This window comes from Prosthecobacter fluviatilis (genome assembly GCF_042655725.1).
GTDB classification, from domain to species: Bacteria; Verrucomicrobiota; Verrucomicrobiia; order Verrucomicrobiales; family Verrucomicrobiaceae; genus Prosthecobacter; species Prosthecobacter fluviatilis.
Map to the genome: position 1 here is coordinate 843196 of NZ_JBHSMQ010000001.1, position 12830 is coordinate 856025.

7 protein-coding genes are annotated in these 12830 nt (G+C 62.7%); 3 read left to right on the plus strand and 4 right to left on the minus strand.

All coding sequences use genetic code 11. The annotated features are described in order from the left end of the window. Nucleotides 1-4: 4 nt before the first annotated feature. The 3 genes from rpoB (at nt 5) to ACFQDI_RS03250 (ending at nt 8921) form a co-directional block, all read left to right on the plus strand. Entirely contained in the window at nt 5-3865 is a 3861-nt protein-coding gene (rpoB, locus tag ACFQDI_RS03240) for a DNA-directed RNA polymerase subunit beta (protein ID WP_377163347.1), read from the plus strand. Between the two features lie 54 nt (nt 3866-3919). After that, nucleotides 3920-8059: a DNA-directed RNA polymerase subunit beta' gene (rpoC, locus tag ACFQDI_RS03245; protein WP_377163349.1), complete on the plus strand. Its 4140-nt coding sequence runs from the start codon at nt 3920-3922 to the stop codon at nt 8057-8059. Between the two features lie 151 nt (nt 8060-8210). Further along, entirely contained in the window at nt 8211-8921 is a 711-nt protein-coding gene (locus ACFQDI_RS03250; RefSeq protein ID WP_377163351.1) for an alpha/beta hydrolase, read from the plus strand. Between the two features lie 8 nt (nt 8922-8929). Here ACFQDI_RS03250 and ACFQDI_RS03255 read toward each other — a convergent pair whose 3' ends face one another. From ACFQDI_RS03255 to ACFQDI_RS03270, 4 genes are all read right to left on the minus strand, one after another. Next, on the minus strand, nt 8930-9808 hold the full coding sequence (locus ACFQDI_RS03255; RefSeq protein ID WP_377163353.1) for a phosphodiester glycosidase family protein: 879 nt from the start codon (nt 9806-9808) through the stop codon (nt 8930-8932). Nucleotides 9809-9812: 4 nt separating this feature from the next. After that, entirely contained in the window at nt 9813-10418 is a 606-nt protein-coding gene (locus ACFQDI_RS03260) for a non-canonical purine NTP pyrophosphatase (RefSeq protein ID WP_377163355.1), read from the minus strand. Nucleotides 10419-10525: 107 nt separating this feature from the next. Beyond that, complete coding sequence (locus tag ACFQDI_RS03265) at nt 10526-11461, minus strand: CNNM domain-containing protein (RefSeq protein WP_377163357.1); 936 nt, start codon at nt 11459-11461, stop codon at nt 10526-10528. A 20-nt stretch (nt 11462-11481) separates the two neighbouring features. Further along, nucleotides 11482-12744: a CNNM domain-containing protein gene (locus ACFQDI_RS03270; protein ID WP_377163360.1), complete on the minus strand. Its 1263-nt coding sequence runs from the start codon at nt 12742-12744 to the stop codon at nt 11482-11484. Nucleotides 12745-12830: the final 86 nt, after the last annotated feature.

Sequence of the window (12830 nt, forward strand, 5' to 3'; positions counted from 1 at the left end):
CCTTATGTCCCAGCGCACCAACTTTGGCAAAATCCACGAAGTCGCCGAGCCCCCGAATCTCATCGAGATCCAGCTCCGCTCATACGAGGAGTTTCTCCAGAAAAACATCCTGCCCTCGAAGCGCAAGGACCTTGGCCTCCAGGCCGTGTTCCGGGAAGTCTTCCCGATCACCAGCTATGATGAGAAGATGACCCTCGATTTCGTCATGTACGAAATCGGCGAGCCCAAGCTCTCCTCCCTCGAAGCCATCCATGAGGCCGAGACCTACAGCGCCCCTCTTTACGTGACCTATGAGCTCAAGGACGAGCAGGGCGCCAAGCAGGAGCGTGTGTACATGGGTGAAATCCCCCTCATGACGGTGCGCGGCACCTTCGTCATCAACGGTGCGGAGCGCGTCGTCGTCTCCCAGCTCCACCGCTCCCCCGGCATCTGCTTTGAAACCAGCCAGCACCTCAACGGCCGCTGGCTGCACGGCTTCCGCATCATCCCTGACCGCGGCACCTGGCTGGAAGTGCAGTTCGACACGAACGACCTCCTCTACGTCTATCTCGACCGCCGCCGCCGCCGCCGCAAGTTCCTGGCCACCACGCTCCTGCGCGTCATCGGTTTCCCGGGCGATGAGGACATCCTCAAGCTCTTCTACGAAATCCAGGACCTCAAGCTCAAGGACAGCCTCTCCGAAGAGGAAGTGGCCACCAAGATCCTCTTCAAGGACATCCTCGACGGCGAGCTCATCGTCGCCCGTGCCTATGAGCCCCTGACCTCCGGCGTCATCCGCCAGCTCATCCAGCTCGGCCACAAGTCCGTCAAGGTCGTCACCGCCTCCCCGGACGACCTCCTTATCACCTCCCTGCGCAAGGACACCGCCAAGGACGAAGACGAGGCCCTCAAGGAAATCTACCGCCGCCTGCGTCCGGGAGATCCGCCCACCACGCCAAACGCCCGTGCCCTCGTCAAGCGCCTGTTCTTCGATCCGAAGCGCTACGACCTCACCCGCGTCGGCCGTTACAAGATCAACCAGAAGCTCGGTCTCAAGATCGACACCGAAATGCGCATCCTCACCGCTGAGGACGTCATTTCCGCCCTGCGCTACCTTTTCCATCTGCGCGAAGGTCAGGGCATCCTCGACGATATCGACCATCTTGGAAGCCGCCGCGTGCGCGCCGTGGGCGAACTCCTCGCCAACCAGTGCCGTGTGGGCCTTTCCCGCACCGAGCGTCTGGTGAAGGAGCGCATGACCCTGTTCGACGTGAACATGGACACCATGACGCCCGCCAAGCTCGTCAACCCGAAGGCGCTCTCCGCCGTCGTGCGCGACTTCTTTGGCCGCAGCCAGCTCTCCCAGTTCATGGACCAGATCAATCCTCTGGCCGAGCTGACCCACAAGCGCCGTCTCTCCGCACTCGGGCCTGGTGGTCTGAACCGTGACCGTGCAGGCTTCGAAGTGCGTGACGTTCATCCGTCCCACTACGGCCGTATCTGCCCGATTGAGACCCCGGAAGGTCCGAACATCGGTCTGATCAACTCCCTCGGCTCCTACGCCCGGATCAATGAGTTCGGCTTCATCGAGACCCCCTACCGCCCCGTGAAGGATGGTGTGGTGGCGGACAAGATCGACTACCTCACCGCCGACCAGGAAGAGAAGCACTACATCGCCCAGTCGAACAACCCGATCGACGAAAACGGACGCTTCAAAGGCGCCAAGGTGACCGTCCGCTACCGCGGCGAGTTCATCGAAGTGGAGCCTTCGCTCGTCACTCTGATGGACGTGTCTCCCAAGCAGCTCGTCTCCGTGGCTGCCGCGCTCATCCCGTTCCTTGAGCACGATGACGCCAACCGCGCTCTGATGGGCTCCAACATGCAGCGCCAGGGCGTGCCTCTCCTCGAAGGTGAGTCCCCCCTCGTCGGCACCGGCATGGAAGGCAAGGCTGCCCGCGACTCACGCTCCGTGATCGTCGCAGACGCCAACGGCACCGTCGCCGCTGCGACTGCTGACGTGATCATCGTCACCAAGGACGGCAACCTGCCCGTCAAGGACGAGAAATTCCTCGAAAACCCGCTCAAGTCGGTGCAGACCGACGAAGAGAAGGGCACCCACGTCTATCCGCTGCGCAAGTTTGGCCGCTCCAACGCCGGCACCTGCATCAACCAGAAGCCTCTGGTGAAGCGCGGTCAGAAGATCAAGAAGGGTGACGTCATCGCCGACGGTCCTTGCACCGACCAGGGTGAGCTTGCCATCGGCAAGAACATGCTCGTCGCGTTCATGCCATGGAACGGCTACAACTTCGAAGACGCCATCACCATCAGCCGCCGCGTGGTCAAGGAGGACATCTACACCTCCATCCACATCGAGGACTTTGAAGTCATCGCCCGTGACACCAAGCTGGGGCCTGAAGAAATCACGCGCGACATCCCGAACGTGGGTGACGAAGCGCTGAAGAATCTCGATGCCCAGGGCGTCGTGCGCATCGGTGCGGAAGTGAAGCCCGGGGACATCCTCGTCGGCAAGATCACGCCGAAGTCCGAGACCGAGCTGGCTCCTGAAGAGCGCCTCCTGCGCGCCATCTTCGGTGAAAAGGCCGCAGACGTGAAGGACACCTCCCTCCGCGTGCCCTCCGGCTGCACCGGCATCATCATGGACGTGCGCATCGCCCAGCGCGGCGCCAACGGCGACTCCGAGAAGGAGAAGCTCTCCCCGGCCGAGTACAAGAAGCAGATCAAGCAGATCGAGGAAGACTACCGCGCCAAGAAGGAAGACCTCACCGAGCAGCTCACCGAGCGCCTCTCTGACATCCTTCTCAACGAGAAGATCCCTCTCGACATCGTCAACGGCCAGACCGGCGAGCCCCTCGTCGGCGCGAACAAGAAGATCACCAAGACGATGCTGCGTCACGTGGCCGAAAGCTACGACACCATCGAAATCGACCCGAGCCCGATCCGTAACAAGATCTTCGACATCATCCAGACCTTCGAGCAGAAGTTCTCCGATGCCGACATGGAACGTGAGCGCAACCTCGACAAGATCGAGTCCAGCGAAGACACCGCCGACAGCGGCGTGGTCAAGCAGGTGCGCGTCTTCCTCGCCTCCAAGCGCAAGCTCTCCGTGGGTGACAAGATGGCCGGCCGCCACGGCAACAAGGGCATCGTCGCCAACATCGTCCCTGAAGAGGACATGCCGTTCCTCGAAAACGGCTGCCCGGTGGACATCGTGCTCAACCCCCTCGGCGTGCCTTCCCGAATGAACGTCGGTCAGGTGCTTGAGACCCACCTCGGCCTCGCGGCCAAGGCCCTGGGCATGAAGATCGCCACCCCGGTGTTCGACGGTATTCCAGAGACCAAGATCATGGAGTACATCAAGGACGCCAAGAAGGTGCCGGGCTACGAATGGATGGGCCTCAACGGCAAGTCGAAGCTCTTCGACGGCCGCACAGGAGACGCCTTCAGCCTCGATGTCGTCGTCGGCTACATCTACATGCTGAAGCTGAACCACCTTGTGGCAGACAAGATCCACGCACGTGCCGTCGGACCTTACTCCCTCGTCACGCAGCAGCCTCTGGGCGGCAAGGCCCAATACGGCGGCCAGCGCTTCGGGGAAATGGAAGTGTGGGCGCTCGAAGCCTACGGCGCCGCATTCACCCTGCAGGAGCTCCTCACCGTCAAGTCTGACGACGTGCAGGGCCGCACGCGCATCTATGAGCAGATCGTCAAAGGCGACCACGCTCTGGAGGCCGGCACGCCTGAGTCCTTCAACGTGCTCATCAAGGAAATGCAGTCCCTCGGTCTCGACGTCAAGGTGCACAAGCGCGCCAACGCCAATGCTGATGCGGAAGCTCTCGACGGCTTCGTCACCACGGCGGGTGCCTAACCCGCCATTCCCCAGAAACCCAGCGCATAAACCTGCCACCCATCTCCACACATCATGAATGCTGACGCGAGCTTGAAAGAAATCTTCGGGGAACCCCAGCACGGCGAGGAGTTCGACTATGTGTCGATCTGCATCGCCTCGGCGGACCGCACCCGCTCCTGGTCCTCCGGCGAGGTCAAGAACCCAGAAACCATCAACTACCGTACGTTCAAGCCAGAAAAGGGCGGCCTTTTCTGCGAGCGTATCTTCGGACCCACCCGTGACTGGGAGTGCGCCTGCGGCAAGTACAAGCGCATCAAGCACAAGGGCGTCGTCTGCGACCGCTGCGGCGTCGAAGTGACCCTCTCCCGCGTCCGTCGCGAGCGCATGGGCCACATCGAGCTCGCCGTGCCGGTGACGCACATCTGGTTCTACAAGTGCATGCCTTCCCGCATCGGCCTCATGCTCGACATGACCGCCCGCTCGCTGGAGCGCGTGATCTACTATGAAGACTACATGGTCATCGATCCGGGCAGCACCCCGCTTCAGCGCGGCCAGCTCCTGACCGAAGTCGACCTTCGTGAAGCCGAAGAGCAGTACGGTGCAGACGCCTTCCGCGTCGGCATGGGTGCCCAGGCCATCCGCGACATCTTCGCCCAGCTCAACCTGGCCGAAGTGACCAAGGAACTCGAAGAGGCGATGACCAAGACGCGCTCCAAGCAGATCCGCAAGAAGCTCGCCAAGCGCCTCAAGCTCTGCCAGGGCTTTGCCGAAAGCCACAGCCGTCCTGAGTGGATGATCCTGGAAGTGCTTCCAGTCATCCCGCCAGACCTTCGTCCTCTCGTCCCCCTCGAAGGCGGCCGCTTTGCCACCTCCGACTTGAACGACCTCTACCGTCGCGTCATCAACCGCAACAACCGTCTCAAGAACCTCCTCCAGCTCCGCACGCCGGATGTCATCATCCGCAACGAAAAGCGCATGCTGCAGGAAGCCGTGGACGCCCTGTTCGACAACGGCCGCCATGGCCGCCCGGTGACCGGCGCAGGCAACCGCCCGCTGAAGTCCATGTCCGACATGCTCAAGGGCAAGTCCGGCCGCTTCCGTCAGAACCTTCTCGGCAAGCGCGTCGACTACTCCGGCCGTTCCGTCATCGTTATCGGTCCTGACCTCAACCTGAACCAGTGCGGTCTTCCCAAGAAGATGGCCCTCGTTCTGTTCGAGCCCTTCATCATCCGCCGTCTCAAGGAGATGGGCCTGGTGCACACCGTGCGCTCTGCGAAGAAGATGATCGAGCGCCGCACCCCGGAAGTGTGGGACATCCTGGACGAAGTGACCAAAGGCCACCCCGTCCTCCTCAACCGCGCTCCGACGCTCCACCGTCTCTCGATCCAGGCCTTCGAGCCGAAGCTCATCGAAGGTGAGGCCATCCGCGTGCATCCCCTCGTTTGTACGGCCTACAACGCCGACTTCGACGGTGACCAGATGGCCGTGCACGTCCCGCTTTCCATCGAAGCTCAGATGGAGGCCCGCCTGCTCATGCTCGCGCCGAACAACCTGTTCAGCCCTGCCAGCGGCAAGCCCGTGATGAACCCCTCCCAGGACATTCCTCTGGGCTGCTACTTCCTCACCTATCTGCGTGAGTTCCCGAACCATGACGCCAAAGGCAAGAAGGGCGATGTGGAAGGCCGCGTGCCGGTCTTCAACGACGCCTCCGAAGTCGAGTTCGCCATCTCCGAAGGCGGCCTGGCCGTGAACGACAAGGTGCGCTTCCGCAACCCCGACCACGGCCTGCCAAAGCGCCCCTATGGCGACCCGAGCAAGGCTGTGATCGAAACCACCGCCGGCCGCGTGCTCTTCAATGAAATCTGGCCTGAAGGGCTGGGCTTCATCAACACCACCGTCGGCAAGAAGCAGGTGTCTGACATCATCTGGCGCTGCTTCCAGACCTTCGGCCAGAAGGAGACCGTCTTTGCGCTCGACCGCCTCAAGCAGCTCGGCTTCCGCGAAGCGACCCGCTCCGGTTGCTCCATCGGTATCACCGACATGGTCATCCCGACCGCCAAGGCCGGTGGCCTTGAGAACGCCTACAAGCAGATCGAGGAAATCGAGAAGCAGTATCGCCGTGGTATTATCACCAACGGTGAGCGCTATCAGAAGATCATCGACATCTGGACGCAGGTGGGTGAAATCGTCGCCGACGAGCTCTTCCGCACCCTGGAATACAACGAGGGCAAGAAGCACCACAACCCGCTCTACGTCATGGTGAACTCGGGCGCCCGAGGCAACCGTACGCAGATCAAACAGCTCGCCGGCATGCGCGGTCTGATGGCCAAGCCCTCCGGTGAAATTATCGAACGTCCGATCACCTCGAACTTCCGCGAAGGTCTGAGCGTGCTTGAGTACTTCATCTCCACTCACGGTGCTCGTAAAGGTCTGGCAGACACCGCCCTTAAGACCGCTGACTCCGGTTACATGACCCGTAAGCTGGTCGATGTGTCCCAGGACGTCATCGTCACCGAGGAGGACTGCGGCACCGTCAACGGCATCACGCTCTCTTCCATCTATCAGGGCGATGAAGAAATCGTCGACCTCAAGACCCGCGTCTATGGCCGCGTCTCATGCGAGACCATCCATGACCCCGTGGACAAGAGCGTCATCGTCAAAGCCGGTCAGCTCGTTTCCGAGAAGGAAGCCGCCCACCTGGCCAAGATCGGTGTCGAAAAGCTCAAGATCCGCTCCGTGCTCACCTGCGAAAGCAAGCGCGGCTGCTGCTCCAAGTGCTACGGCCTCCACCTCGCCACGCACCGCATGGCGCGCATCGGCGAAGCCGTCGGCATCGTGGCCGCCCAGTCCATCGGCGAGCCCGGAACGCAGCTCACCATGCGTACCTTCCACGTCGGTGGTGCCGCCACCAGCTCCTTCAAGCAGCCCTTCATCAACGTCAAAAACTCCGGTACCGTCAAGTACACGGACATGCGTTCGGTGCAGACCATCGAAGGCACCTGGATCGCCCTCACCAAGAACGGCGTCCTCTCCATCCATGACGATGACGGTCGCGAACTCGAAAGCCACAAGCTGGTCACGGGTGCCGTTATCGCCGTCGAAGACGGTGGCAAGGTCAAGAAGGGCCAGCAGGTCGTCACCTGGGATCCGTATAACGTGCCGATCATCACGGAGAAGGCCGGTAAGCTGGAGTTCCGCGACATGATCTCGGGCATCACCATCACCAAGGAAGTCAACCAGAGCACCGGCAACGAAGAAACCGTCGTCATCGAGCACAAGGAAGACCTCCACCCGCAGGTGGTCGTGGTGAATCCGAAGACTCACGAAGTCCTCGCCAGCTACACCATTCCTGCCGGCGCTCACTTGAGCGTGAAGAACAACGAGAAGGTCGAGGCTGGTACTACCATCGCCAAGACGCCTCGTAAAGCTTCCAAGACGAAGGACATCACCGGTGGTCTTCCCCGTGTGGCCGAGCTTTTCGAAGCCCGCAAGCCCAAGGACGCCTGCGAAATCGCCCGTATCGACGGCACCGTGGAAATCGGCGGACTCGTGCGTGGCAAGCGCCGCGTGATCGTGACCGACAACAAGACCGGCCAGCAGGAGGAGCACCTCATCCCCCGCAGCAAGCACATCTTGCTCTTCAACGGCGACCACGTCAGCAAGGGCGACCAGATCACCGACGGTCCTGTCGTTCCGCATGACCTCCTCGAAATTCTTGGCCCGCAGGCGCTCCGCGAGCACCTCGTCAACGAAGTGCAGGAAGTGTACCGCGCCCAGGGTGTGGAAATCAACGACAAGCACGTTGAGATCATCATCCGCCAGATGCTGCGCAAGGTGAAGATCACCGACACCGGCGACACCGAGTTCCTCTGGGGCGACCAGGTGGACCGCGGCGAGTTCGAGAAGGAAAACGCCCGTGTGTCCGAAGAAGGCGGCAAGCCTGCGGAAGCAGAGCCCGTCCTCCTCGGCATCACCAAGGCCTCCATCGAGACCGAGTCCTTCATCTCGGCTGCTTCCTTCCAGGACACCACCCGCGTGCTCACGGAGGCTGCCACCCTTGCCAAGTCCGACCTCCTGCGCGGCTTCAAGGAAAACGTCATCATGGGTCACCTCATCCCGGCCGGCACCGGCTTCATCAGCAACCGCAATTTCGAACTCCACGAGACCGAGCGCCCAGCTCTGCCTGCCGGAGTGGACGAAGACGCGGCCTGATCCGCCCCGCCAGTCATACATCAGTAATCCTCACCCGCCTCCCTCGGTACAAGCCGTCGGAGGCGGTTTTGCGTACTCGGGCGGCGGCGGCCGTTGTTGCACCTTAAATGGTGCATCGTTAAGCTTGCGATCACCTGTGCCGCCTTTCCCCATGAAACACCTCCTCACCACCATCCTCTTCTTTCTGCTGGCAACAGTCTCAGAGGCGGCCAAGCCGAAGCCTTTCATCTTTGTGCCCAAAGATGCCGCCGGGACTCTGCCGGTGGCGGTGTGGCTGCATGGGTATCGCGGCTATTCGCCTCTGGGCCCCATGCCGGGAGAGAGTGAGGAGTCCATCCAGAAACTGGCCGATGCCCTCGGCGCTGTGATCCTCGGGTTTCCCGCCACCACAGACCTGGGCGATGACACGCAGCAGTGGTCCGAAGAGCCAGTGGCCGACCACGCCTACATTCAGGAGAGGCTGAAAACACTCACCACGGGTCTGCAGGTGGATCTGACCCGGGTCGGACTGTTCGGCTTCTCCCAAGGCGCGATGGTGGCCGCGGATCTTGCCACTCAGTATCCAGAGTCCTATCGGGGGGCCATTTTGATGTCACCCGGGGGCATTGGGGGGCCAAAAGCTGCTGAGAAACGGCTGCCGCAGCATGCCACCCAGCATTACTTTTGCTTTTGCGGTGCCGAGGAGCATGAGGGCAACGTCGGCCTCACAAAAGCGTATGCGGAGCATCTGGAAAAAGCCCTCGGAGCCCACGTCACGCTGAAGCTCTACGAAGGTGTCTCCAAGCACACACGGCCTCCGGATTTCATGACCCAGTTCACCGCATGGATGGGGGCCATCCTCAAGCCGGTGGAGGCACGCTGACTCGCCCCTCACCTCGGCACGATGCCGAGGTAATTCCTCACCGTGCTCCATCCGGGGTGCACGTGCTCGCGGCCGTCCACCGTGCGGTAGTAGAAGGCGCTGGAGTGGCCGCCGTCCAGATTGAGCGCACGCTGCACGGTGAAGGCGGGCATGAGTCCGGGCGTGGAGAGGAGTTCGGCCAGATCGCTCAGGCTGATCTCCTCCGCCGTGCCGATGAGCCACTGAGTGCCGCCATCATGGGCGATGAAGGTGCGTGCGCTGCGTTTGCGGGTGTCCAGCCCGGGCACCGCCTTGCCGTCATCCACCAGCCGCGGGCCGGCCTGCACCAGCTCATGGGCTTCATCCGCTTTCACCTCGCTGTTCCACAGCAGCTGCAGGTGTGAGCTGACAACGACCGCGCCCGTGAGCAGCGGCCCCGTCTGCCACGTGCCCACACGGCGTCCGTCAGAGACCATGAGCCCCATGGGCTTGAATTCCCGTGTGAAGAATCCGCCGTTCACCCCGGCGACGGCCGCAGCCCCCTGCATAGCTTCCTTGATGCGGCCTCCGCCCGCCCAGTCTTCGGGCTGGTCGATCACCTTGAGGTCAAACTGACGGCTGTCGAACACCACCACCCGGATCTGGTAGGACTGACTTTTGTGACCGATCTGGTACTCGATCAGCGAGGCATTGCCATGGAGCGGCTGGCCGTTGAAGCGGGAGATGGCGCTCCACTCAGCGGCCTTGGAGGGCGGCGGCTGGGGCTGTGCAGCGGCCTCTTCCGGCGTCGGGTAGCCCGGCACGGAGACGCCGGGCTCTGACCCCGTGGCGGGTGGTGCAGGTTTCGGCGGAGGTGTTGTGGCACAACCTGCCAGCGCCAGAGCGAGGATGAAAATCTGCAAGCGCATGAGCTCAGGAGAATGAGGCGAGCTGTTCCTTCATGGCCGCCAGCGCACGCGCACGATGGCTGAGCTGGTTCTTGGTCTCGGCAGGCAGGACGCCAAAGGTCTCCGTGAAGCCTTCGGGAATGAACAGCGCATCGTAGCCGAAGCCGCCCGCGCCCACCTCCTCCGTGAGGAGGCGGCCCTCCACGCAGCCGTGGGTGACGTGCAGCACCTGGCCATCCCGTGCCAGCACCATGCAGCAGTGAAAGCGCCCGCTGAAGGGGGCATCCTGCGGCAGCTTGAGCAGTTCGGTTTTCAGCTTGGCGCGGTTGTCGGCGGCATTGGCGGTCTCTCCCGCGTAGCGGGCGCTGCGCACGCCGGGGGCGCCGCCCAGCACGTCCACTTCCAGGCCGGAATCATCCGCCAGCACCAGCAGCCCTGGGGTGCCACGGCTGCCGCTCACGGCCTTGATGATGGCATTGGCCTCAAAGGTGTCTCCGGTCTCCTCGTCCAGCGTCACGCCCGGATGTGCCCGCAGATCCTCCACCTGCCAGCCCTCACCGAGGATGGCGGCGACTTCTTCTGTTTTGTGAGCGTTCGATGTGGCGAAGACGAGTCGGAGGGTGGAGACCATTTATGATTTATGATTTACGATTTATGATTTGGGAAGTCCGATTTCACGAGACGCCTGTCCTTCCGTGAAATCATAAATCAAAAATCGTAAATCATAAATCCGTCCCTCTAGCGCATCAGCGGCTCCAGCAGGCGCTCCTCCGTGACCAGGCCCACGGGCTGCTGCTTTTCGTCCACCACGATGGCGAGGCGGCGGCCGGATTTGCGCATGCGCTGCAGGCTGTGCAGCGCGGGCAGGCTGCCGGGAATGGTGTCCAGCGTGCGCATATAGTGGCGCACCAGGCGGTCAGACGGCAGGCTGGCAGGGAGGTCGGTGGTGTCCAGCAGTCCGATGAAGCTGCCGCTTTCCCCCAGCACGGGCAGCAGGGTGCAGTTTTGCTCGCGCGCGGCGATCAAGGCGGTGCTCAGCGGGATCTCCGCCGCCAGCGCCATGCTGCGCGTCAGCGGCTGCATGATGTCGGCGGTGCGCAGCTTTTTGTAGTCGAGCACGCGCTCGATGAGGTGCGTGGCATTGGCGGAAAGCTGATGCTGCGAGGCGAGCTCCTGCGCCAGCGCCTTGAGGTCGTCACGCCCGCGCGTCTGGCGTGCCTCGCTGGGCGTTTCCCCGGCATCGGTGGCCTGTTTGCCCGCCATGGCGCGGAACAGCGGCCGCGCCAGACCGACGAGATGCACCAGCGGCGAGACGCTGCGCATGGAGCGGAAAGGGTAGCTGCGGAAGAGCTTCTTCGGCATCACCTCCAGGCCGATGAGGAAAACCGGCAGCGCCAGGGCAAAGGCGAGCACGTAGCCCCACAAAGTCGCATGATGGATGACGGGAAAGGCGATCAGCAGAAAGGCGGCGAGGTTGGTCAGATGATTGGCCACCGTGATGCAGCCGATCAGGGCATCGCGGTCCTCCAGCAGCGGCAGCAGGCCGCGTGCACGGCGGTCTCCGGCGCTGGCGGCGTGGCGCACACGCACGCGGCTGACGGCCATCACCGCGCTCTCCAGGCCGGAGAGCATGAAGGAAAGGGCAAGGCAGAGAAAAAGCAGGAGCCAGGTCATGCAGTCGGGGGTGGTGGGGCTCAGCCGGCGCTGGCGGCTTCGGCAGGTTTGGGTTTGAGGCGCAGCTCCACCTCCTGGATGCGGGCGCGCACGATGCGGCGCACCTTGATGTCTGCGGCGTCGCTGCTGATGCGTTCCCCCTGCTTGGGCACATGCCCGAGCTGGTTGAAGACCAGGCCGCCGATGGTGTCGATGCCATCTTCCTGCAGACTGACGCCCAGCTCCTGGTACAGGTGGTCCAGCCGCGTGCCGCCATCCAGCAGGTAGCGGCCGTTGCCCAGGTCGCGGATCTCCGAGGTCTCTCCATGCCAGGGCGCGGCCTCATAGAGCAGCCAGTCGGCGATCTCCCGGCGGGTGATCATGCCCTCCAGCCCGCCGTATTCATCCGCGATGAGCACCGGCTGCCCGTCCTGGTGCAGGTGGTGCTGCAGAGCTTCGAGCACCGGCATGGTTTCCGGCACAAAGGCCGGCGTGCGCAGCAGCGTGCGCCACTCAGGGCGGTTTGCCAGCTTCCACGCGCTGGTGTCGATCACGCCCTCCACCGAGTCCGGGGTCTCGCCATAAACGATGACAAAACGGCCGGAGGACTTTTCCAGGATGGCGGCGGTCTTCTGCGGCGGGTCCTCGCTGCTCATGAGCGGGAGGTCCACGCGCGGGATCATGCAGTCGCGCACGGTCAGCGCCTCGATGTCGAGCGCTTCATGGATCATGGCGCTCTCATCGCTGTCCAGCAGGCCCTGCTCCTGGCGCATTTCCACCAGGGTTTCAAATTCATCCCGCGTCACGGGCATGCGCACCTTGATGTGACGGGTGACAAATTTTTGCAGCAGCACGTCCGTGGTGCGGTCAACGAGCAGCGCCAGCGGGTCGAGCACGTTGCGCAGCGGATGCAGCAAACGCAGGCTGCCGAGCAGAACCACGGAGGGATTGCGGGCGGCAAAAAATTTAGGAGCCATGTCTCCTAGCAGGACCGTTGCCAAAAATATCACGGATGATGAAAGCCACACATTCCAGCCGCAGTCACGCAGCGGCCCCGTCACCATCCACAGCCCGAGCGCCGCGAGCGCCAGATTCAGCGCCGCAGAGAGCAGCAGGGTGCGGTGCAGCTGCGCAAAAGGATTGGCGGTGATGGCGCGCAGCCTCTGCGCCACGGCGCCCTCGCCGGCGGCGAGCAGCTGCGCCTCGATGTCGCGCGCGCTGTGGATGGCAGTTTCCGCAGCGGAAACGACCGCGAGCAGCAGCAGCAGCGCGAAGTAGATGAAACAGGAGGCGATCAGGGGCATCGAGGGACACCTCAGTGTGGGTGGTGTCTGCACCGGGGGTCAAGATGAATTACGGGGTGCTCCAGATGTTCGTTCTTGCCAAAATT